Below are 23,685 nucleotides of genomic sequence, written 5' to 3'. Positions count from 1 at the left end.
TACGCTATATATATTTCACTTTATGAAACATTAAATTTCATATAATTCACTTTAAACAACAAAACAAACTATATAGTATGCGCTCAACTTGTCGTCACAGACATAAATTATGTGAAAACAAATTGTTTGTTTTCTAGATGCTCGGAAAAATCATGGCAAATTACTTTAATAGCTTACCACTTCGCAAACAACTCGATCAGCTTGGTCGTTGCAGATTTATGCAACGCTCAGAATTTGCTGAGGGATGTGAAGTATTGAAAGGGAAATCAATTGTTATCGTTGGGTGTGGTGCTCAAGGTCTAAACCAAGGCCTTAACATGCGCGACTCTGGCTTAAATGTCAGCTACGCATTACGCCAAGCAGCTATTGACGAAAAAAGAGATTCATTTAAACGCGCTAGCGAAAATGGCTTCACTGTAGGAACTTACCAAGACGTAATTCCAAACGCAGATTTAGTATATAACCTGACGCCTGACAAGCAACATGCGAGTGTTGTAGAGGCAGTAATGCCACTAATGAAAACAGGCGCTACACTAGGTTACTCTCACGGATTCAACATCGTTGAAGAAGGCCAGCAGATTCGCGGTGATATTACTGTTGTGATGTGTGCGCCAAAAAGCCCTGGTTCTGAAGTACGTGAAGAATACAAGCGTGGTTTTGGTGTACCGACTCTTATCGCAGTTCACCCAGAAAACGACCCTCAAGGCGAAGGTCTTGCCATTGCGAAAGCATTAGCGAGTGCAACAGGCGGAGATAGAGCCGGTGTGCTTGAGAGCTCATTTGTCGCTGAAGTTAAGTCTGACCTAATGGGTGAGCAAACAATCCTATGTGGTATGCAGCAAGCTGCGGCGATTGTTGGTTACGAAAAAATGCTTGAAGATGGTGTTGATCCTGCATATGCAGCAGCACTTATTCAATATGGCTTAGAAGCCATTACAGAAGCGCTTAAGATTGGCGGCGTTAGCCACATGATGGACCGCCTATCGAACCCAGCGAAAGTAGCTGCGTACGAGTTATCTGAAACATTAATTACTGAATTCCGTCCATTATTTGAAAAGCACCAAGATGATATCATCAGCGGTGAATTCTCAAAAACAATGATGGAAGATTGGGCAAATGGCGATGCTAACTTGTTTAAATGGCGTGAAGAAACCGGCGAAACTGGTTTTGAAAATGCGCCAGTGTACGACGGCAAAATCACAGACCAAGACTTCTTTGATAAAGGCATCTTTTTAGTTGCGTGTATCAAAGCAGGTGTAGAGTTAGCATTCGACGTAATGGTTGAAGCGGGCATCTTACCTGAGTCAGCGTACTACGAGTCATTGCACGAAACGCCACTTATTTCAAACACCATCGCACGTAAGCGTTTGTACGAAATGAATGTAGTGATTTCAGATACCGCCGAATACGGAAACTATTTGTTTGCCAATGCAGCAGTGCCGATTTTGAAAGACAAAATTTTACCAAGTATCACTAGCGAACACTTAGGTGGTGGGTTGAGCAACACCTCTAACGGCGTTGACAACATGAAACTTGTACAAATTAACGAAGCGATTCGCAGCCATGGCGTCGAATCAGTAGGTAAAGAATTGCGTGGATACATGACAGATATGAAAGCTATCGTTTCATAGTCATTTATTAACGCTCGACAGTTCTGTCGTTAGGTGCTTTAACTAAGCTCCTTTTGCCCGGTCAATTTGGCCGGGCTTTTTTATGGCTGTTACTCTCTATACTGATATGCTAAATAAAAACATATATTTTGGAGAGACAATGGATCATCCTGTAATTGAACAAATCCATAAAGCAGACAACGTGATTGTTTCTGAGGACTTTGATTCCTTAATTGATATCTATACAGATGATGCCATTTTAGTGATTGAGCCGGGTCGCAATGCCAAAGGAAAAATAGCGATTCGTAAAGCAACATATGTGTTCACCAAAAACGCAAAAGGCATTTGGTTATGTTCAGTCGATAATTCCTATGGTCATGAAATTATACGTCACAATACAAAACTACAAAGAAGCAATTGATTCATTGTTTGTGACGAATAGCATACATCACGGATATATATGTCAGTATACTAAACACTGTAAAACCGAGGCCGATAGGCAATAGCGTATCATGCACGTATTGACTGATAAACACGCCAATAACTACCGAAATTACCGTTGAGAAAGACCCAATAAATGCAGCCCCGACGCCAGCGATATGTCCTACGGGTTCCATTGCTAAAGAATTCAAATTCCCAAACAGAATTCCAATAAAGAAAAAACCAATAAACATGATCAGTATAAATAGCCATAAGGGCGGTTTATCAAGGTAAACGACAACAGAAGCTAGCAAGCAAAAAGAAAAAACAACCGACATAATAGTTGCCCATTTCACTAGCTTAACCATGCCTAACTTCATCACCATTATGCTGTTAAACAGTGACGCCGCGCCGATAGAAAAAGATAATAATGCAAATATGAGGGGAAAGTACGTGCCAGTATCATATATTTGTGTAAAAATCCTTTGAGATGCGCTTAAATACCCTAAGAACGCACCAAATATTGTCCCCATCCCTAACGTACTGCCCATTACAACAGGATGATTCAATAGCCACTTGATAGACGAGGAAAAGTTTTTCCAACTAAATTTTACGCGATTCGCTCTTGGTAATGTTTCACCTTGACGCAAAAAAAACCAAGTTGCCGATATAATCGCTACGACCGCAAAAACAGAAAAAATATGACGCCACCCCAACCAAAACATCACGAACTGGCCAATCAATGGTGCAACCATCGGCATCAAGATAAATATCACCATGATGAGCGACATCACTCGCGCCATTGCGTCGCCTTTATATAAATCCCTTACAAGGGCCATACTCGCGATACGTGGTCCTGACAGACCAAAGGCTTGTATTATTCTACCAAACAGCAATATTTCGATGTTCGTAGACAGATAACACACCGCCGTACCACACATGAAGATGATCAAACCAACGAGAATCGTCAAACGCCGACCTCGCGCATCAGCAAATGGCCCAAAGAAAAGTTGGCCGAGCGCTAGGCCGACAAAAAACAATGAGATTATTAGGTAGTTTTGTTGTGGGCTTGTGCTATTAAGGTCATTCCCGATAATGTCTAATGCAGGTAACATCGCGTCAATGCTAAGTGCGATTAACGCGGTAAACAGCGCCATCAATACAATAAACTCGGCAAGTGGTAACTGCCTAGTTTGAGTCTCTGTACTGATGCTATCGATACTATGCATTAACTCTTATCCTAGAATGAATACGCCGAAACTATAGTCACTCAGCGTCAAACAAAACGAGTGCAGAATGTAACATAGTTTACTTCGGTATCGGATAAAAGTTATGTGTAATTTGTATCATTTTTTGTATCATTCAGATATTTCCGTTCCAGTGGCTGATGCGGCAGGGACACCTAAATGCTCAGCAAAAAATGCATCCAATTCGTCAAAAAATAAGTGACGATTTTTCTGAATAGAGAGATAGTGGTCGCCATTTTCAAATTCTACATATTTGTGCTTTTTCTTTTCATCAATGAGTTCTTCAACAAAGTATCGAGATTGGTTAACTCTTACAACAATATCGTCACTACCATGCATAATTAACATTGGCGTCGCAATTTTTTCGACATGACGAATAGGTGAACGACTATTCAAATCCTTCGTATCGTCGCCTAACTGCGCATCCCCTCTAACTTTCCCACCTAAAAATTTACGCCCTGTCCTACGTAACATTTTTAAATCCGACACGCCTGCAAAACTGACCGCACATGTATATAGCTCAGGTGTTTTAACCGCGGCCATCATCGCTGCATAACCGCCGTAACTTGCACCAAAAATACATATCTTATCTTTATCTGCTACACCACTTTCAATCAACCACTCAGTGGCATCCGTCAAGTCGTCTTGCATTTCTAAGCCCCAACGCCCCATTTGTGCTTGAGCAAACTCGTACCCATAACCCGTCGAACCTCTAAAATTAGGCCGTAGCACCGCATACCCCCTATTGGCCATATAAGCGACCCATGGATCAAAACCAGCTTGGTCTCTCGCACCTGGCCCACCGTGCGGATGCAACACCGTTGGATACGGCGCCTCGCCAACCAAAGGCAGTGTTAAGTATCCTTCGATGGATACACCATCTCTTGCTTCGAAGCTGATGAGTTTATGATGGGACAGTTTTTTCTGATACAAATCAGGATATTGCTCAAACAAAAGATTTATTGATTTATCGGTACGGTCACCCCAATAATACTCAGGCGCTTTGTCGTCTGACTCAATCAATGCGACATATTTAGTTTCATCACGGGTCATGTCTGTTATATAGGCTTTTGTTCCTTCAAAAATGGCTTCAAGACCTCTATTTAAGGCATAATTCCGCTTGTCAAAATAATACCGACCATAAGATGACAACCTATCGTAAATCCCGATAACATCGCCTGTTTTCTTTGAATAAATCACACCGCCACTGACATCTCTGTCTTCATGCGCTAGCACTAACTCTGATTCGTTAGTATCAATGCGCAACTTATAAACAGCGCGGAAGTCCCCCTTGTAAGCAGAGTAATAAAGAATATTAGGATCTATGGCAAACCCAAGCACATGTTTTGGTTTGTCATTAATTGCGTTAAATTCAAATAATGTCTCAAATGAAGCGCCCTTTTCGGTGCGTATCAGATAGCTTGCGTCAGCCGTTTTGTAATCATATGTATATCCGACCCTTATTTGATTTTGCTGGTCAGTTATCCAATTGCGAATACTAAGCTTGCCACGCTCTACCCGCCTTTTTTTACCCGTACGGATATTCACACGATACACCGAGGGCATATTGGGTACATCAAGGTCAACTGAAAGCAAAATATGCTCGGGATCGTCAGGCAAATAGTCAATCACGTTGTCTTGGAATTGACTATTATTGTCCTTATTACCAAATCTAGCTAACGATGGTTTTAAAAGCAGTTTAGCCTTAGGCTCTTTGTCTGCGGCATTCATACTAAGTAGCCGCGTTTGATAATACCTAAGTTGCCTCTCTTTTGTTTCGTACCTAGCACTAATTAATAGAATGTCATCGTTTGCCCACTCAAACCAATTGAACTTTACCTTTACATTGTCCGATGTCAGCATAAGTTTGCTTTCACCACTCTCAAAATCGAGTGTAGACAATACAGATACACCGCCATTTTGCTGATAATTTTGAACAAATGCGATACGCTTCCCTGACGGGGAAACAGATACACTATGATGCTTAGAATACGATCATCAAAATACGTTTATGCCCTTAACTAGGCATATTGACGATTAAGTACCTTTATTTTTCCATTTGATAAGCTATACACCCAGCTATGTATTTGTAGCTCTTGTCCACGTGCAATAGCGTCATTAAATACGGTGGTCTTGGTCACGTTTTCTGCCTGTTGTAGCACATTGAGTTCACACAAACGTGCCAAACGTTGTTCTTTTTCCAATTGCGAAAGCTCAAGTTTATTCTCTTTTGCAATGTCTTTTATGTGCAACAACCAGTTATCTATTAAACCAAATTTTTGATCTGACAACGCTGCTTCAACGCCCCCGCAACCATAATGACCACAAACGATAATGTGCTTTACTTTTAACACATCAATTGCATATTGCAGTACCGATAGGCAATTAAAATCCGTGTGTACAACAAGATTAGCTACATTACGGTGAACAAAAATATCTCCCGGCATTAAATCAACGATTTGGTTTGCGGGCACTCTTGAATCAGAACAACCTATCCACAAATATTCCGGGCTTTGTTGCCTCGATAGTTGATCAAAAAAAGTAGGATCTTCTGCATTTACCGCTTCCGCCCAACGAGTATTGTTATCAATGAGTTTTTTTATTTCTGGCATTCGATATTGCCTTAATTCATAGGGATGTTTGATTATGACGATTTTTTAATAGAAAACCTAGCGCAGCTTTCAAACTTAGTGGGAATAAACAATAAAGGTGGCATAATTGCCACCTTTATTAACTAAAGAAATAACGATTGCTTACACTCTAATATGGCCATCACCGTAAACCACAAATTTCTCCGTGGTCAGTTGCTGTGCACCCATTGGTCCGTATGCATGTAACTTAGATGTTGATATACCAATTTCTGCGCCGAGGCCAAGCTGTCCACCATCAGAAAAACGAGATGACGCGTTTAACATAATTACGGATGAATTAACTTCTCGCATAAAGCGTTGTGAACTTGCTAGATTCTCAGTCACAATAACTTCAGTATGGCCGCTGCCGTACTCTTGTATATGCGTCACCGCCGTATCGAAGTCATCCACTATCTTTACTGCAATTTCCAACGCCAGATATTCTGCTTCCCAATCTTCTTTTGTAGCAAATTCAGCGTTGCTTAAATAGCCAATTGCTCGCTCACAGGCATGTACTTTTACGCCTTTTTCATCAAACAACGCAGCAACTTTTGGCATGGCTTGCGTCGCCACGTCTACATGAACAAGTAACGTTTCCAATGCGTTACATACGCCTGTGCGTTGCGTCTTTCCATTTTCCAAAATAGGAATTGCTTTATCTAAATCGGCATCTTTATCAATGAATAAATGACAAACACCTTTAAAGTGCTGAATAACCGGAATCTGACTGTTCGTTGAAACATAACGAATGAGACCTTCACCACCTCTTGGAATAATCAAATCGATACTCTCACTTAATGTAAGCATCTCTTGCATCACTTCACGGTCAGGGACTGGAATAACTGTCGCTATTGCTGCTGGCAAACCTTGAGCTTCTAACGCTGAGTGGAGCACAGATGCTAGTGCTTTATTTGACGCCTGCGCCTCTTTACCGCCACGTAAAATCACAGCGTTACCCGCTTTTAAGCATAGTGCGGCGGCATCTATTGTCACGTTAGGTCTTGATTCGTATATCATCGCAATGACACCAAGAGGAATACGCATTTTCCCAACTTGAATACCACTTGGCAGTGGTTGAATGTTATTAATGCTACCCAACACTTCAGGTTGATGTGCTATTTCTTCAACGGCTTTAGCGATGGCTTCAACACCGTCAGCGTTAAGCGCCAATCTATCAATCATTGCATCGCTTAAACCACTCTCCTTGGCATTGTCTAAATCAACCTTATTTGCTGCCAAAATAGGCTCTACATTTTCGCGTAGACCTTTTGCCACAGAAAGAAGCAATGCCAAACGTTGTGCTTGGCTTAGATTTGCTATTGCGTTTTTTGCTGCTTTTGCTTGAGCTGCAGCCAGCTTGATATCGAATGTCATGACGATTAGACTCGAAGGTTCTCCATGGTATATAAATGATGCACTAAATATTACGTTGTAGTCTATTCGAAATGCGTTAATTTTTCAGGTGTAATTAACACAAAGTTGTCTCGGTGAATAACCACCTCTGATGCGTCATAGGCTAAGATTCTCGACACTAAATGACTCTTAACACCCGCAATTTGTTGAATTTCGGCGGATGAAAACTCACTGATACCTTTGCCAATAACTGTTCCTTCATGCATTACTAGCACCGCATCTTCTTGTGCAAACGTGCCTTTTACTTCAATAATGCCTGCCGGCAATAATGATGCACCACGTTCTGTCATCGCAATGAAAGCTCCGTGGTCTATTATAATTTCGCCCTTTGGGTGCGACGTATGCGCAATCCATTCATGCTTTGCACGGTTCCCCTGATCTTCAGGCAAAAACAAGGTACCGGGGCAATCGCCTGTGAGTAACTTATCAAAAGTGGTAGGATCGTTACCACGCACCAATAAGGTTTGAATGCCTGAATAGGTAGCGCGCTTTGCCGCCTGAATCTTTGTGATCATGCCACCAGTGCCAACATTACTGCCTGCGCCGCCAGCCAAACCCATGATTTCATCATTAATATGCTCTACAACGGGAATCAATGTTGCAGCAGGGTTCGTTCGAGGATTACCAGTATATAGACCGTCAACATCCGTACAAATTAGTAAGCAATCTGCTTGCACCGCGATTGCCGTGTGCGCCGCTAAATTGTCATTGTCACCGACTTTAGACCTTTCGACGGTTACCGTGTCATTTTCATTTACAATCGGCAAAACACCATTGTCGAGCAACTCTTGAATAGTGTTTTTAATATTTACGTAGCGCTGTCGGTCATTCAGATCATCGACAGTTAGAAGCAGCTGCGCGCAAGGAAAGTCGAACAAGGTCGACCATAAGGTCATCAACTTCGTTTGTCCTAACGCCGCCATCGCAGATTTTTCGCTAGCACTTACTTTAATGCCTGTTTTTATACTCCCTCTAGCAGCGGCAACGCTGCCAGACGACACCAATATCACATGCTTATTATGCTTTCGACATTCACTAATAAATCTAGCGACATGCTGAATATATTGAATACTGCACCCTGTGCCGTCAGGTGAAACTAACGCACTTCCAATCTTAATTACTGCAGTTTGCCAAGTAAATTCAGCCATTAACACTTCATTTTGTAAATCAATGCGTAAAGGATAGTGATATTGAGGGGTTTCTCAAGCGCTTAAGCAAAAATATGCACAAAAAAAAAGAATTGCCCAAATTTACCTTATATTTTAATAACTTTAGTCATACCTATTAACACACTATTTACATCAACTGACAGGCGCTTTTCTTTCCTATATGATGTGGGTGAAAGATAGGCGATAGACCTACCAAAAACGACAAATCAAAGGAATTTCTATGTTATTTAAACATGTCAGGCTCATACCCTTGGGTCTATTGTTGCTTGCGACTGCAAATGCCCACTCTGCGATAAATCAAACGAAAGGGAATTACGAAGACAAATTTAGACAATTAGACGAAGTATTGCCAACGCCCAACGTATACAGGAATGCCGCCGGCGAACCTGGTCACATGTACTGGCAGCAGCAAGTAGATTACGTCATTGACGTTACACTCGATGAAGAAAAACGTCGCCTTGAAGCATCTCAAAAAATTACGTACACCAACAACTCACCAGATACACTCAAATATTTGTGGATACAACTAGACCAAAACAAGTTCAAGAATGACTCAATGTCAGCCCTTACTACTACATTTGGTGGTATTGGTAGTCGAGGCCCTTCAACGCAAGCAGCTTCGGGTAGTACGCCAGCAAAAATAAGCTTGGCGGCACTTAGACGTCAACACTTTGTAGAAGATACTGAGCTTGGTTATGACATTACTCGCGTTGAAAGCGCTAATGGACAGGCATTGGAGTACGTCATTGTTGGTACTTTGATGCGTGTTGATTTACCTACGCCCTTAAGTCCAAACAAAACTACCGTCTTTGATATTGATTTTGCGTTTAACATCGTTGAAGAGGATGCAGTCTCGGCCCGTGCTGGTTATGAGCATTTTCCTGACGATGAAAGGGAAGGTGGCAACGATATTTTCTTACTTGCGCAATGGTTTCCAAGACTCGCCGCGTATACTGACTATGAAGCATGGACAAACAAAGAATTTATTGGCCGAGGTGAATTTACCTTAGAATTCGGCGACTATGAGGTTAATATCACTGTGCCTGCTGACCACATTGTGTCTTCTACTGGTGTCTTAGCAAATCCAAAAGATGTATTGACCAAAAAGCAACGAGAACGACTTAAAAAAGCGGAAAAAGCCAAGCGTCCTGTATTTATTGTGACCGAAGAAGAAGCGCTAGATAACGAAAAAAAGGGCACGTCAAAAACGAAAACTTGGCAGTTTACTGCTGACAATGTGAGGGACTTTGCGTGGGCCAGTTCTCGCAAGTTTATGTGGGATGCAAAAGGTTATCAGCAGGGTGGAGAAGAGATGCCATTGGTAATGGCAATGTCTTTTTATCCAAAAGAAGGCGGCGATCTTTGGAAAAAATATTCCACTGAATCGGTGATCCATACAATGGAAGTATATTCACGCTTCTCATTTGATTACCCTTATCCAACCGCTCAATCAGTCAATGGGCCAGTTGGTGGTATGGAATATCCAATGATCACCTTTAATGGTCCTCGCACGGAATTGCGTGATGACGGTTCGCGCACATACTCACTTGCAGAAAAGCGCTTTCTAATTGGCGTAGTGATCCATGAAATTGGACACATTTACTTTCCAATGATTGTGAATTCTGACGAACGTCAATGGACATGGATGGACGAAGGCCTTAACAGTTTCTTAGATGGTGTCGCAGGTCGAGAATGGGATCCGATGATTCCGTGGGGCGTTGAGCCTCGAGATATTACTGACTACATGGCATCAAGTACTCAAGTCCCCATAATGACGCAATCAGATTCAGTGCTTCGCCTAGGGCCTAATGCATACACCAAACCAGCGGCAGCGTTAAATATTTTGCGTGAAACTATTTTGGGTCGTGAACTTTTTGATTTTGCCTTCAAAGAGTATTCATTACGATGGAAATACAAACGCCCAACGCCAGCCGATTTTTTTAGAACGATGGAAGAAGCATCTGGTGTCGACCTGGACTGGTTCTGGCGCGGATGGTTCTATTCTACCGATCACGTAGATATCTCGGTCGACCGTGTATACAAATTGCGTTTGGATACCGAAGATCCTGACATCGATTTCGCTCGTGAGCGTCAAGCAGAACTAGATAAACCTCTATCGTTGACTGATGAGCGAAACAAAGCTGAGGGTAAAACACTTTGGGTTGATCGTAACAAAGACATCAAAGATTTTTACGACGACAACGATCGATTCACAGTGACTAATAAGGAACGCAATAGCTATCAGTCGTACCTCGAAGACTTAGACCCGTGGGAGCGAGCAGCTTTAGAAAGAGCTGTCAAAGAAGACAAGAACTACTACGTCATGGACTTTTCAAATCTTGGAGGCTTAGTAATGCCAATTATTGTTGAAATGGCCTTTGAAGACGGAAGTAAAGAATTGGTGCGCATTCCAGCTGAAATTTGGAGAAGAACGCCCAAAAAAGTAAGTAAGCTCTTTGTAACGGATAAAAACAAAGTATTGGAGAGTGTCACGGTTGATCCACGCTGGGAAACAGCAGACGTAGATGTGGATAACAACCACTACCCCCGTCGTATTATTGAGTCGCGTATAGAAAGCTATAAGCGCAGTGCCAGCAAAGCTAAGGTGCGCAGAGATATCATGCATGATATTAAAACTGAACTCGATTCTGACGAGGAAGACGACCAGTAATGCAGGCGCAATTGAAGATGAATAATAAGTTGATGTCTTCAAGCTTTTCTATCGCAGATTTATTCTCTGCGATAGAAAAGGGTCAAAGCAAGACAAAAAAAATACATACGCTATTAGGGTATTTGCTATTCAGTGTGTTGCTCACATGTAATGCGGTTGCGGAAGCTCACCAAGTAAAAGCAGCAATATCAAGAGTAGAGTTAAACCAACGAACGAATACGCTTGAAATTATGCACCGTTTCAGCCTTCATGATGCAGAACACGCGGTACAAGAGTTATTCGACACTGGTGCAGATATCCACAGGAAAGAAGAAACGCAAAAAGCGTTTGCAGGCTATGTTGCGGAACGTTTCGGTATTTATCAGGCAGACAATACCGCGCTGGATTTAACACTTGTGGGTTATGAAATTGATGGCAAACACTTTTGGGTATACCAAGAAACCACAAAGCCTGAAAAATTAGGCGGCCTTCAAGTAGTGCATAACGCATTACGCGATATTTGGCATGCACAAACGAATACCGTAAACGTTAAATTTGATGACAGTATTAATACGTTAACCTTTACTGACAACACAGAAGTACTCAATATCGATTTTTCTCATTAATTTGAGTCATGTTATCAATAGTTGCAGTAAATTTAGTCCTAATAGCGCTGCAGCTATTATTTGCCAAACAAGTATCGGATTTTTTTCTATTAAAGGCTGGTGTTGTATGTTTGCCTCAAGCGTTTGATTCGGCTTAGTTAAATCTAATAAAAACTCAGAAAATGCCATATACCTATAGCGAGGATTGGGCTGCAGGGCTTTCTTTAGACAACCTTCTACCCAAAAGGGCAAGTCTTTACGATGGTGAATGGCCGGTCTGTACTCCAAATCAGAGTAACGAGCCAAGCTCACATCGTTCGTCGACATCTCCTTATACGGAAGTTGCCCAGTAATCATTTCATAAACAATTACACCCAATGAGAATAGGTCTGCTTGAAAATTACCTTGTTCACCGCGTAAGTACTCCGGTGCAACATAATTCACAGACCCTTGAGGGATTGACTTATCTAGTGGTGAATTCATTTCTTCCACACCCGCAATTTTCACCGTACCAAAATCAAGAATTTTCACGCGCCCATCTTGATTGATCATAATATTCTCGGGCTTTAGATCTTGATGCACCATATCAGCACGTTGAAATGCACGAAGACCAGCAATAATTTGCTTTGTTAAATCTCTGACTTCATCCAAGGGTGGATTTGGGTTGTCATTCATCCACTCCCTCAAGTTCATACCTTGGATATGCTCACCTAAGTAATATAAAAACTGAGTATCTGGACGTGGCTTGTATGTCTTCATCACATTGGGGTGATCGATTTTTTGCCCTACCCATTCCTCACGAATAAAGCCGTCTAAGTACAATGTGTCTTGCTGGAAGTTAAGCGACGGTGCTTTAAGCACAAATTTTTCACTAGTGTTTTTATCTTTTACTAGGTACATGTGACTGCGAGTACCGCTAAATATCACATCCAAAACTTCGTAATCGTCAAGTTTGTTACCTTGCGCTAATACTGGTGGTATCGCAAGTTGCAGCACTCTTTTGTGAGTTTCGTCTAGTGTTTCGCTAGGGAGCTCGTCTATACTGACGATGAGCGCAGTTAAATTATCATCACTCCCCCTATCTAGCGCCGTTTTTACCATTTTGTCGGCAATCATTTCTGGGGTATTTACACCAAAGGGTTTATTGTCACCTAGATTGACAATATTTGTTCTTGTCGGGTCAGGCATATTTACTTGCAGCATCATATCTCTGAGTGCATTTTGCGAAATATGTTCGTGTACGCCATCGGTGGTCATCAAGATTTGATCACCCTTGTTAACAATACGACTGGCATAGTCCACATCAAGGTGACGATCTGCCCCCATTGCGCGCGCCAAAAACTGCGTACCGCCCGCCATTCTCACATGGTCGGTGGTAAGAAGTTCAAGCTCCCCATCTTGAAGTAAATAGACCCTTGAATCGCCAACATGAAATACATGCAAGGTATTTGACTTGATGACAACGGCTGAGAAAGTACATAGTTTACTGTCTTGCTCTCGACTGCTTTGACTATTCTCTTTGTGTAACCAGTTGTTCAGCGCAGTTAATACACGAGAGACCGCATTGGGCACACTCCAACTTTGGGGAGTGCTAAAATAATCTTGAATAAAGCTAGTCACACTGGCTTGACTTGCAATGTGCGAATCCTTGCAACTGCTGACGCCGTCGGCGATGGCAGCAGCACCACCTTTAAAGTCTTTATCACTATTATCAGGTAAATGTGCCGCAAAGGCATCTTGATTCATGCTTTTTGCCCCTGCAATAGACTTACCGCCAAATTGCAAAGACAAAGATGAAGTAGGGGAGCGAGAAGATTGTGTCATTATTGTAATGCCGCCAAGCAAATAAAAACATGGCGGCAAAACCCCATTAGTTAACTTTAATAAGCTCTACTGTACCATCTTCGTTCACTTCTGCCATGTGGCCTTCTGGTTCACGTAACAAGAACAATGTAACAAAGCCCAATGCTGCAGTTGCTGCAATGACCAAGAAGAAAGTAGAGTAATCAACCATCGACAATACAGTTAAATAGAATACCGCGCCTACATTACCATAAGCACCGGTCATACCCGCGATTTGTCCAGTTAAGCGACGCTTGATGAGTGGCACGACCGCGAACACAGCGCCTTCACCTGATTGCACAAAGAATGAACAAGCCATCGCTGCAGCCACCGCCAAGTACAAAGGCCAAGTACTGTCAATAAGTGCCATAACGGTGTAACCCACAGCCAAACCTGCCGTTAAAATTAACAAGGTTTTCTTACGGCCAAATTTATCGCTAATAAAGCCGCCCGCTGGACGCGACATTAAATTCATGAAGGCGTATGCAGAAGCCAATAGGCCCGCATAAACCATATCTAACTCAAATACCTCTGAGAAAAACAAAGGTAACATTGATACCACGGCTAACTCAGAACCAAACGTTGCAAAGTACAATATGTTGAGCACAGCTACTTGTTTAAACTGATATCGCTCAACTTCAGGCACAGGCTTTTTAAACATATCACGATTTACGTCATATGCACTGTAGCAGTCATAAACCAAAATAAGGGCTAAGCTGACATAAATACCCGTTGCCGCCATGTCTGATAAAATTGAAACGCCTGCCGGTGACAACTTCCACGTTAATAAAGACAATGCAGCATACATAGGAATTTTCATCACTAGCATAAATACGAAGTCACCTTTACTGGTTACTTCCATACCGCCTATTTTTTTAGGCTTAAAGTAGGTAGATCCTTTTGGTGTATCAGACACGTTTTTATACCAAACGAAACTGAAGAAAAGACTCATTGCCCCAGTTATACCAACAGCGTAACGCCAACCATCCTCTCCACCAAAAAGTAATGCGATAGTAGGCAGTAACATTGCACCTGCAGCTGAACCAAAATTACCCCAACCACCATAAATACCTTCTGCAGTACCTAACTCATTCGCAGGAAACCATTCACTTACCATACGAATTCCAACAACGAAACCCGCACCGATAAAACCAAGTAGAAAACGAGACAGTGCGGCAGTTGCAAAATCTGTAGATAGTGCAAACATGAAACAAGGAATACTAGCGATGAACAATAAAGCAGCGTAAGTAATGCGAGGCCCAAACTTATCGGTTAACATCCCGATGATTATGCGAGCTGGGATAGTGAGCGCCACATTCAAAATGAGTAGGGTTTTTACTTCGGCAGGGCTTAAACCCAATGATGCGGCGATTGACCCAAGTAATGGCGCATGGTTAAACCACACAAAAAACGTAATAAAAAATGCGATCCAACTCATGTGGAGAATCTTCATCTTGCCGGTAAATGACAAAAGATTCAGTTTTCCGCTTTCACTCATAGGAGATGCCTCAATCAATAAAATAATATTTGCAAAAAAAAACGTCCGTCTTTACTTAGCCATTTAAGCCAAATAAATCACGAACGCCTGTGTTCTAATCAAATTGTGTTTGCTTTAACGGTATGATTTAGTGCATTCAAAAGGCACCATATGTGTGCACATAACAACAAGATCGCACAACAACCGAGCATTTAGAAGCGTGCTCAATATAAATTTACAACAAAAACAAGGTATCTAGCCTACTTCATGTGTAAATTCACCGCCAAGGTGCGCTTATAAAGCACTATTCATGCCATATGCATTGCACCAAACCTGAAGTTTCATAAATAACGGTGCACAAGAAAAATACAAAAATTACTATTGCTGGCTAGATTTAGCGTTTAAGCTAACTGTTAACGAATCAGTATCAAATACAATGAATGTATGAAACGCAGCAGCAAAGTACCAAGTTCTCGAATGGGTCGTCTGGGCAAAATAGGCGGCTTGGCAGCAAAGTTAACGGGCGCGGTTATTTCTAACACCACAAGCCAACTACTCAGCGCTAAACGCCCAACACTGCAAAATACCTTACTCACTAACGATAATGCTCAGTCGATCACGCAACAATTGGCGCAAATGCGCGGCGCAGCAATGAAAGTAGGTCAAATGCTATCAATGGACGCTGGTGAGTTTTTGCCAGCAGAGTGGGAGCCCATTTTAGCGCAACTCCGGCAAGGCGCGGACTCAATGCCTAAAGACCAACTATTGTATATGCTAAACAACCATTGGGGACAAGATTGGCAAACCCAATTCGAATATTTTTCGTTTGAACCCATCGCGAGTGCCTCCATTGGACAAGTACATAAAGCGCGACTAAAAGGCGGGCGAGAATTAGCGATAAAAGTACAATACCCTAACATTGCAAAAAGCATTGACAGTGACATTAACAATCTTGGCCGCTTACTTAAATTGAGTGGCGTCATACCTCCTCAATTTGATTTAAACCACCTCTTGGAAGAAGCAAAGAAACAACTAAAGAAAGAAGCTAACTATATTGAAGAGCGCGCGTATTTAGCTAAATACAAGGACTTACTTGGCAAACAGAGTATTTTCGTAATTCCAGATATCGAAGCATCGTTATGCAATGAGTTTATTTTAGCAATGGAATTTATTGACGGCCAATCGCTAGATACTCTAGGCCAACAACCTCAAGCGTACATCGACAAAACGATGCAAGCATTGATCACCCTTACACTCGATGAGCTATTTTCGCATGGCTTTATGCAAAGTGACCCCAACTTCGCAAACTTTCTTCTGTTACCGAGTACTGGACAAATTGCGCTTTTGGACTTTGGTGCATGCTGCGAAATATCACCAAAAACTCAAACAACTTACCGCAGAATGGCAAGTGGCATGCAAGCACAAGATACAAATGAAATGAAAGCGTCACTATTGGATTTGGGCTTATTACGAAATGATATGCCCAATGATATCATTACAACCGTTGTAGATGCCTCAATGACCGCTAGCGAGTGTTTGCAAGTAGACAGCTATAACCTAAAAAAAGAAAATTTAATCCAACGCCTATACAAACAAACACAATCACTCATGCGAAATAAAAATGCAGTGGCGTCACCTGATTTTGATACTGCATTGGTAAACCGGAAAATAAGTGGCATGATATTACTTGCGAATCGAGTGAGCGCGAATATCAAACTTAAACAATTGCTTGCTCAACACTTAACGAAACCAGCAAAATAACATGTAAGTCAATGTGTATACTATAATAGGGAGAGCACATGGATGATTTTAGTCAGTTAGTCTTTACCACCGGCATATCACTTATTCCCTTTGTGTTTACATTGATGTTCAGTATTCTCATTCTAGGATCTAGTCATAAACTTTTGCTCGGTGATAAAACACTGAGTATGTCAGCAAAATTTCCACGACAATTAACCCTTGCCTTACTATATTTTATCGCTGTCATCTCTATTGTCATATCGTTACCAGTTGAAAAAGACACTCGGAATCAAGTACTCGGCTTACTTGGTATTTTATTGTCTGGTGTTATTGCATTTTCATCTACCGCCCTTGTCTCTAACATTATGTCGGGACTTGTTATGCGAATAACAAAACCTTTTCGAACCGGTGACTTTATTCGTGTGGGCGAATTTTTTGGGCGGGTGACCGAAGCAGGGATTTTTGACACTGAAATTCAAACCGAACAGCGTGAATTAGTTGCTTTCACCAATAGCTATTTACTCGCTCAACCACTCCAAGTAGTGCGCAGTTCAGGCACGATCATTTCAGCGAATTTGTCACTCGGTTATGATCTGCATCACAAAAAGATTGAAGCACTATTAATTGATGCAGCAGAGAGCGCAGATCTAAAAGACCCCTTCGTGCAAATTATTGAACTAGGCGACTTTTCGATTACCTACCGTATTTCAGGGCTATTGGAAGAAGTCAAAAGTCTTATATCTGCGCGGTCACGTTTGCTCGCGAATGTACTGGACACGTTGCACAATGCCAGTATAGAGATAGTATCACCTGGATTTATTAATCAACGTCGTATGGACGACAAGCCGCCAGTAATAGCAAAATCACCGAGATCAAAGAAAACCGATACATTGCCAGAAGCAACACCTGAGGAACTCATTTTCGATAAAGCTGAAGCGGCCGAACAACAAGAGTTCGTGGAGCAACAACTGATGGAACAAATCAAAACGCTACAAGAAAGTTTAAAACTAGCGACACCAGAAAAAAAAGAGAAATATCAAAAGCAACTAAGTATCAAACAAGCAAAGCTTGCGCGGATACATCAACTCAAAAAAGAACAAAAATCTTAAGGGCGCAACAAATACTTAGTTACACCCAATTTGTTCAGTATCGACAATTAGCTCATCTACGTACATAGTGTGAGTAAGGTCTTGCGAAGTCTGCATAACCCCTATTTTTAATTCAGTGAATTTTTCCGGGCCATTCCACACTTGTAGTTGATCATCACCCGCACAACTCCCCGCACGCTGATCCACAGATATAATTTGAGTACCGTCCAACCAATATTCAATATGATTATTTTCAGTGTTAAAACGCCATTCAATGCAAGTCCATTGATTTTCAGGCGGTGAAATAGCGTCACTTGGCAACGCACAATCTGTCACAACGTCCGATATACCATCAAAATTTCGATCCAGCTCAGTGTTATACTTTGCTAATAGGTGACTATCACCACTTTCATTACTGCCAACACCCAACTGATAGCTAACCTTAGTCTCTTCACTAATATCCGCCGAAGCCTTTGGTTTACCGGACATCTCAAGAAAATTAAAACCTGTAACAGTGCCACTCCCTGAATTATCCTCATCTGAAGATTTGAAATACACCCACATTCGCCCCCATAGATCCTGTTGAATTTCTGGATAATTGGCTAAAGGTAAGCTAATACTCGCATCGCGAATACCGAGGGCCTGATATTCTGTCACAATATTTGCATCAGGGGTGGCCCTCTCAGCTAAATACACTTCATCAATAGTGCCCCTCAAAAATGAACTACTACCATCATAAATGTCAGTGCCCAAAGTTAAAGGATAAGGCTTAGTCGAAATGTTAGTTTCTCTTTCATAAGTAAATTCACCGGCAACTAATCCGTTCACAAAGAGCTTAAGCGCACGACCATCATAGGTCATTGCAAGGTGATACCAATCATCCTCAATTAAACGCACAGACGGGGCTATAACACATCGTTGGCAAGTATCACCACCGTCACAAGTGTCGGGTTCAATACAAGCTGACACTCTATTCACCTGATCTATCCAAATACCGTATCGCGAATGCCCGCTAAACTCGTTCGCGCTCTGCTCTACAAGTGAATAAAATAAGTTGTCTGCCTGATCTTTGTGTTTGTACCATAAGCTCGCGGTAATCGCCCGGCGAATTTCTAAACGAGAAGAATGTGAGACCTCTAAGTAGTCATCGTTACCATCAAATTGCCATCCACTGCCTACAATACCTTCAGCAAACTCGCCGCCATGGCGCTCTATATTGTGATTGTTCGTTGACACGTCGCTGAGTGTTTCGTTGTCAAATGACATTTGTAGTACGGTATTGAAGCGGGTTTCAGCTAAATCAACAGAGACGCTATTGTTACTAATGAATTGGAAAGAACGCGTACCCGCGCTACTTCTTTCAGACGTAGAAAATTTTTCACCTCTTCCAATCGACATCTTCCAAGCCTCATCAAGCTGTGCGTCATCAAAGCTTTCACATATATGACCAAGATCACAGCCTAGACTACTAGGTGGCATAGGCTCTGGCTCAGGTGCTGGCGTCGGAGATGGCTCCGGCGCAGGCAATGAAGGCACTGCTGGAGGGGAGTCTGTTGGCTGGCTAGCGCCTCCGCCCCCGCCACAGGCCACTAGACTTAACAACGCCCCAAAAACAAATATAGCTTGCACTATCACGCCTGAGCATTTTTGTTGTTTATTAACCGTCATGTTTTTCCATTTAGTATTGGTTAAAATTAACGTGTCGCCTGCACCCAGCCAATAAAGCTAACAATCCAAGCAGAAGAATACTAGTTGATCCACCGCCAGAGTCCGTGCTCGCGTCCGTTGCAGGCGGTGATTCGGGCGCAGGTTCTGGTGCTGGCGCAGGTTCGGGCTCTGGTGCAGGTTCGGGCTCTGGCAAAGGTTCAGGCGCTGGTGTAGGCACAGGCTCTGGCTCTGGGAAAACTTCTGGATTTGGATTGGTTAACTGAAAAAATGAGAATTCATCGCCATTCCATTGCCACGTCTCGTTTCCAGAACTTTGTACTCTGACTGTTTTACTGCCCGCCTCCGCTATATAGATAGCACCGGCATCCACTGCTGCGTAATTTTCCCAACCGCCTGTACCATCAAAGCTGACGGTCTTAACAAGCTCATTGTCAATAAACAACTGAATACCTATGCCTGACGCCGCTGGCGAGCCAGTTACAAATTCTACGTCGTAATGCCCTGCTTGAGGGACGTCAACAAGGTAATCTCCCCAATCACCGACGGTGTTGAAGTTAATGTTGTCGATGCCCGACAGACTAAATCCTTCTACGTCATCTCCACTGACTGCTGCACCATCTTTACCTGTCGCAGAAAAACTACCGAATTCTGTAGTAATCGCGTCCCCCCGGGTCCAGTCACTAGTATCTATTAAACTGGCCTCCAGCACAGGTTTATAAAACCTTACCCAATCTACCTTATATGTATTGGTCGCTTCATTCGCTAAATCTGTATTGGTAGGAGTAAGACCAATTGCTTCTCGCCAATCTTGATCTTCCATACTAATAATAGCGAACATGGGCTTATTAAGCCCAGTGCCATTTGTATAATCAAATTTATCAAGCGGGTTAAAATCTAATGTTTCTTCAAATACGGCTCCGTCAGGTTGAAGATAAGAGTAACCAGTACTCGTAATCGTCCGCACCCAATTCCCATTCACATAGTATTCGATATGGTCTGGTGATTTCCAATATGCGCCGACTGTCACATACTCATCTCGCCAGTTATCGCGCCCATCTTCATGATACCAAGTCCCCAAAACACCCTCTTCGTCTTTTGGTTGATAGTCCATGAAAGGTTCGCGTATAAATGTATGGCTACTTAAATGTAGGCGTTTGGCAAACCAGCGATTATCTTCGTTGTTCCCGCTTATTACTCCATCGCCGTTATTATCAGCGCCATCACCGCCATATGCCTCAATCACGTCAATTTCTTGTGTCGAGTCACCACTTAAAAACCAAAAGGTAGATGCCAAAGTTGAGTTGTTAAGCTGCGCCCGTGCTTCCATATAAATGGGATAAATAACAGGTTGATTCGAGCTGATACTGCCAACGAACACACCACCTTGTTTATCTTCAAGCACATAATTGTCGGGTATTCTACTGGCTCTTATCAATAACTCGCCACCGGTAACTGATGAATGAGTATCCTCCCAAACTGTTTTACCTGGCCCTAACCAAGTATTTATGTAACCTTCATTCCAGCGAGAGAAAAACTCAGCACCTTTATCATCAGCTGGTGCTTCATAGTCAAAGCTATCTGACAAATCTTGTAGTACCCAGACTTTACCTTGACCGGCATCTGCAGGTACTGGAATTCCTTCCCAATCATTAGCCAAAGAGGGCGAACATAAGGCTGCGCTTAATATTAAACTATGGACTGTTCGTTGCATTGCAAAATCTCGTAAATATATACTTCCATTAATTGGCAACATAATATTAACAAATTTTATATCTAAAATTTATTTTTATTTTACGAAATTTAGTCGTTTACCATTAGAGCAATAGCTTTTGACGCTAAAACGCCTCTACAAACAGTCATCAGAAGACGTCACAAAAGAAAAATGACTTAACCACCCGCCAGGGAATTTCGGATGGCCAAGTCATTGCACACAACGCTAGAATTGCATTGAGATACCTAAACCCGGAAACATTTCGTCAGGAAATTCATAATCTGGAATAGACGAGGTGTAATCAGCATTCCATTCGTCCTCCTGTATTCGTTGACTACCTAACACATTCAAGACATCGATATACATATTCACATTAGAGCCATAAATTTTTGTCATGTAATCCACACGAATATCTAAGCGATGACCTGATTCTCTGCGCTGCCCATTGAATTCGCCGTAAACAGGCACATAAAACAGTGGTTCATCCGATGGCGTATTGGGGTTATCCGCATTTGCAAATACCGGAAACGAATCTAACACATCGGTATAACGTCGACCGCTACGGTAAGTCCATTTAACGCCAAAGTGCCAATTATCACTCCATTGGTATTTTGCAACCAAATTTGCAATCACTGGAATATCAAACTCATAATTGATTGTCTCATTTGTCTGCGAGTTTTTGCGTTCGGACTTTGTATAAGCAAGGGAAAACCAACCATACCAATCGTCAGTCAACGCCTTATTAATCATAAATTCTGCCCCCCATGCTGTACCTTCGCCATTATTGCTATAGGGCGCAACATCGCTTGTTGTCATCACTTGCCCATTTTCTGCCATCTGACTATCGCTTTGTTCAGGCACAATCAAGTTATTGAGCTGCTTGTAATAAAGGTCAACTTTCCAATTAAAACCGTTGCCCATTGCTTGGTCAAAAACAACACCCAACATAGTCGCATCACTTGGCGTTAAATCTGGATTTCCAAACACGGGGCTCAATATATTCGGATCTCTAAACCATTGTTGATACTTACCTGCAGAAAAACTCAAGGTCTGTTTTTCGTTCAGCTGATAACTCGCTAACACTCGTGGCTCAAGGCTTGTGGTATCCGTAAAATCATCATTGTTTACCGCTAGCGTAAGGGTAGCATCCCATTTTTGAGTTACAGGCATGTACCAATCTGCATAAAGTGAGGAAAATCTGACATCCACGTCGACAATATCTTGCACAATTGGCGACAACGGGCTTGGTGCACAAGTATCGAACTCAGGGATACAGGTCAGCAAACGACTATTATTGGTATGCGTGATCGCTCGATTTAACCACTCCCCTCCCCATGTAAGATGGCCAATGTCGAGGGCAGTTTTTGTCCGCCATTTAAACAATGTATCCTTAGTTTTAAATGAACTTTGCTCTACAAGCCCTTCATTGATATCAATTTGGCGATCTAAAAAGTTTACAGCAAATTTTGATTCGCCTAGCCAGCTATCGTTATCAAGAATAAATCCTACGTTGTCATATTTTGAGCTAAAACCTTCCCCGGCGGCTAGATCAGGGTTTCTGGCAACTTCTTTTGCATCTTCCTTAAATGCAATTCTGGCGATATCTTCAGCCCCTGTAGCCACTACACGCAAAGTGTTTTTGCTATTCATGTCCCACACAAACTTGACTTGATAGTCGTGATTTCGCGGGGGGGTTGAGAAGGTAAAATCTTCATCTTCAACCACATCATCTACAAAGTGATGAATAAGTGATTCTCGATAAGATGCATAAAATGCGGCTTTCGATCCTAGAGGCGACTCAACTAAAATACCGGAACGAATTTGGCTCAAATCAATGATGGCATTGAATTCTTCAAAGTTAGGATCTCTGAGTTCAGTTGAAATAACACCACCAATAGAATCATTATATTGTCCTGACCAGGCAGACGTTTTCAAATCGAAACCTTTAATCAACAAGGGGTTAAATATACTAATGCCCTCACGGTGGAACACGTATCCAACTGGCAAAAAATCACTTTCATATTGATTGTCACCTGGGGAGCTGCCTCGAATCGCCGGTTGTGCAACAGGGCTGCCTGTAGAGGGTAGCGCTAAGACCACGCCTGGCAGTGCATCTAACGCTTTGAGAGGGTCACCAAAACCACCCGGCATCGTCGTAATTTGTTTTGAAGAAATTTGGATACCTTGTGGTCGCATTGCCACCACATCAATCACTTCAGTTTCTTTTTCTACTTCGCTATTTGTAGATACACCGTTCGTTTCTGTTTGAGCAAATGTTTGATTAATGACAAAGGCATTTGACAGCAAGCATGAAGCAATACAAAACGAAATATACTTAACACCATTTTTCTTCATTTTTAGTCCCTATTTATTCAATCTGGGACTAGGTTGCCATGGCTTACGTCAATCAAATGA

Annotated in this window: 16 protein-coding genes; 6 read left to right on the top strand and 10 right to left on the bottom strand. The window is 42.2% G+C overall.

Annotation, left to right across the window (positions count from 1 at the left end; genetic code table 11):
* The first annotated feature begins 152 nt into the window (after positions 1-152).
* Both ilvC and QQK00_RS11615 read left to right on the top strand, forming a co-directional pair.
* Positions 153-1,631 carry a ketol-acid reductoisomerase gene (gene ilvC / locus QQK00_RS11620; protein WP_284217747.1) on the top strand — a complete coding sequence of 493 codons (1,479 nt, stop codon included), beginning with the start codon at positions 153-155 and terminating at the stop codon, positions 1,629-1,631.
* Positions 1,632-1,770: 139 nt separating this feature from the next.
* Complete coding sequence (locus tag QQK00_RS11615) at positions 1,771-2,031, top strand: Cif family virulence factor (RefSeq protein WP_284217746.1); 261 nt, start codon at positions 1,771-1,773, stop codon at positions 2,029-2,031.
* Between the two features lies 1 nt (position 2,032).
* On the opposite strand, the gene QQK00_RS11610 is transcribed toward QQK00_RS11615, so the two are convergent.
* From QQK00_RS11610 to proB, 5 genes are all read right to left on the bottom strand, one after another.
* Positions 2,033-3,259, bottom strand: a complete 1,227-nt coding sequence (locus QQK00_RS11610; RefSeq protein WP_284217745.1) for a multidrug effflux MFS transporter — start codon at positions 3,257-3,259, stop codon at positions 2,033-2,035.
* Positions 3,260-3,388: 129 nt separating this feature from the next.
* A complete protein-coding gene (locus tag QQK00_RS11605) occupies positions 3,389-5,179 on the bottom strand; it encodes an alpha/beta hydrolase family protein (protein WP_284217744.1) in 1,791 nt (596 codons plus the stop codon).
* Between the two features lie 119 nt (positions 5,180-5,298).
* On the bottom strand, positions 5,299-5,889 hold the full coding sequence (gene can / locus QQK00_RS11600; protein WP_284217743.1) for a carbonate dehydratase: 591 nt from the start codon (positions 5,887-5,889) through the stop codon (positions 5,299-5,301).
* A gap of 141 nt (positions 5,890-6,030) precedes the next feature.
* Positions 6,031-7,281 (bottom strand): glutamate-5-semialdehyde dehydrogenase, encoded by a 1,251-nt coding sequence (locus QQK00_RS11595; protein ID WP_284217742.1) that lies wholly within the window; start codon positions 7,279-7,281, stop codon positions 6,031-6,033.
* Between the two features lie 62 nt (positions 7,282-7,343).
* The gene (proB, locus tag QQK00_RS11590) at positions 7,344-8,468 is read right to left on the bottom strand and encodes a glutamate 5-kinase (RefSeq protein WP_284217741.1); all 1,125 of its coding nucleotides are present in this window, start codon (positions 8,466-8,468) and stop codon (positions 7,344-7,346) included.
* Positions 8,469-8,709: 241 nt separating this feature from the next.
* Here proB and QQK00_RS11585 point away from each other — a divergent pair, with 241 nt between their 5' ends.
* Together QQK00_RS11585 and QQK00_RS11580 are read left to right on the top strand one after the other, a co-directional pair.
* A complete protein-coding gene (locus QQK00_RS11585; RefSeq protein ID WP_284217740.1) occupies positions 8,710-11,160 on the top strand; it encodes a M1 family metallopeptidase in 2,451 nt (816 codons plus the stop codon).
* A gap of 17 nt (positions 11,161-11,177) precedes the next feature.
* On the top strand, positions 11,178-11,765 hold the full coding sequence (locus QQK00_RS11580) for a DUF6702 family protein (protein ID WP_284217739.1): 588 nt from the start codon (positions 11,178-11,180) through the stop codon (positions 11,763-11,765).
* A gap of 6 nt (positions 11,766-11,771) precedes the next feature.
* Here the strand turns inward: QQK00_RS11580 and QQK00_RS11575 are convergent, their stop codons facing one another.
* Together QQK00_RS11575 and QQK00_RS11570 are read right to left on the bottom strand one after the other, a co-directional pair.
* The gene (locus QQK00_RS11575; RefSeq protein ID WP_284217738.1) at positions 11,772-13,568 is read right to left on the bottom strand and encodes a bifunctional protein-serine/threonine kinase/phosphatase; all 1,797 of its coding nucleotides are present in this window, start codon (positions 13,566-13,568) and stop codon (positions 11,772-11,774) included.
* 46 nt (positions 13,569-13,614) lie between these two features.
* Positions 13,615-15,084, bottom strand: a complete 1,470-nt coding sequence (locus QQK00_RS11570; protein ID WP_284217737.1) for a NarK family nitrate/nitrite MFS transporter — start codon at positions 15,082-15,084, stop codon at positions 13,615-13,617.
* A gap of 423 nt (positions 15,085-15,507) precedes the next feature.
* Here QQK00_RS11570 and QQK00_RS11565 point away from each other — a divergent pair, with 423 nt between their 5' ends.
* On the top strand, positions 15,508-16,824 hold the full coding sequence (locus tag QQK00_RS11565) for an ABC1 kinase family protein (protein ID WP_284217736.1): 1,317 nt from the start codon (positions 15,508-15,510) through the stop codon (positions 16,822-16,824).
* Between the two features lie 38 nt (positions 16,825-16,862).
* Positions 16,863-17,912, top strand: coding sequence for a mechanosensitive ion channel family protein (locus tag QQK00_RS11560; RefSeq protein ID WP_284217735.1), 1,050 nt, complete (start codon positions 16,863-16,865; stop codon positions 17,910-17,912).
* A 15-nt stretch (positions 17,913-17,927) separates the two neighbouring features.
* Here QQK00_RS11560 and QQK00_RS11555 read toward each other — a convergent pair whose 3' ends face one another.
* The 3 genes from QQK00_RS11555 to QQK00_RS11545 form a co-directional block, all read right to left on the bottom strand.
* A complete protein-coding gene (locus tag QQK00_RS11555) occupies positions 17,928-19,559 on the bottom strand; it encodes a LamG domain-containing protein (protein WP_284217734.1) in 1,632 nt (543 codons plus the stop codon).
* Between the two features lie 10 nt (positions 19,560-19,569).
* Entirely contained in the window at positions 19,570-21,270 is a 1,701-nt protein-coding gene (locus QQK00_RS11550; RefSeq protein WP_284217733.1) for a carbohydrate-binding protein, read from the bottom strand.
* Positions 21,271-21,495: 225 nt separating this feature from the next.
* On the bottom strand, positions 21,496-23,625 hold the full coding sequence (locus QQK00_RS11545) for a TonB-dependent receptor plug domain-containing protein (RefSeq protein WP_284217732.1): 2,130 nt from the start codon (positions 23,623-23,625) through the stop codon (positions 21,496-21,498).
* Between the last annotated feature and the right edge of the window lie 60 nt (positions 23,626-23,685).

This window comes from Agaribacter marinus (assembly GCF_030160655.1).
GTDB classification, from domain to species: Bacteria; Pseudomonadota; Gammaproteobacteria; order Enterobacterales; family Alteromonadaceae; genus Glaciecola; species Glaciecola marina.
This window is presented reverse-complemented; position numbering and strand designations above follow the sequence as displayed.

What these genes read in the sequence shown, in the direction of transcription:
- ilvC (WP_284217747.1), top strand. Translation starts at nt 153, where the DNA reads ATGGCAAATTACTTTAATAGCTTACCACTTCGCAAACAACTCGATCAG.
- QQK00_RS11615 (WP_284217746.1), top strand. Translation starts at nt 1,771, where the DNA reads ATGGATCATCCTGTAATTGAACAAATCCATAAAGCAGACAACGTGATT.
- QQK00_RS11610 (WP_284217745.1), bottom strand. Translation starts at nt 3,259, where the DNA reads ATGCATAGTATCGATAGCATCAGTACAGAGACTCAAACTAGGCAGTTA.
- can (WP_284217743.1), bottom strand. Translation starts at nt 5,889, where the DNA reads ATGCCAGAAATAAAAAAACTCATTGATAACAATACTCGTTGGGCGGAA.
- QQK00_RS11595 (WP_284217742.1), bottom strand. Translation starts at nt 7,281, where the DNA reads ATGACATTCGATATCAAGCTGGCTGCAGCTCAAGCAAAAGCAGCAAAA.
- proB (WP_284217741.1), bottom strand. Translation starts at nt 8,468, where the DNA reads ATGGCTGAATTTACTTGGCAAACTGCAGTAATTAAGATTGGAAGTGCG.
- QQK00_RS11585 (WP_284217740.1), top strand. Translation starts at nt 8,710, where the DNA reads ATGTTATTTAAACATGTCAGGCTCATACCCTTGGGTCTATTGTTGCTT.
- QQK00_RS11580 (WP_284217739.1), top strand. Translation starts at nt 11,178, where the DNA reads ATGAATAATAAGTTGATGTCTTCAAGCTTTTCTATCGCAGATTTATTC.
- QQK00_RS11575 (WP_284217738.1), bottom strand. Translation starts at nt 13,568, where the DNA reads ATGACACAATCTTCTCGCTCCCCTACTTCATCTTTGTCTTTGCAATTT.
- QQK00_RS11570 (WP_284217737.1), bottom strand. Translation starts at nt 15,084, where the DNA reads ATGAGTGAAAGCGGAAAACTGAATCTTTTGTCATTTACCGGCAAGATG.
- QQK00_RS11565 (WP_284217736.1), top strand. Translation starts at nt 15,508, where the DNA reads ATGAAACGCAGCAGCAAAGTACCAAGTTCTCGAATGGGTCGTCTGGGC.
- QQK00_RS11560 (WP_284217735.1), top strand. Translation starts at nt 16,863, where the DNA reads ATGGATGATTTTAGTCAGTTAGTCTTTACCACCGGCATATCACTTATT.
- QQK00_RS11555 (WP_284217734.1), bottom strand. Translation starts at nt 19,559, where the DNA reads ATGACGGTTAATAAACAACAAAAATGCTCAGGCGTGATAGTGCAAGCT.
- QQK00_RS11550 (WP_284217733.1), bottom strand. Translation starts at nt 21,270, where the DNA reads ATGCAACGAACAGTCCATAGTTTAATATTAAGCGCAGCCTTATGTTCG.
- QQK00_RS11545 (WP_284217732.1), bottom strand. Translation starts at nt 23,625, where the DNA reads ATGAAGAAAAATGGTGTTAAGTATATTTCGTTTTGTATTGCTTCATGC.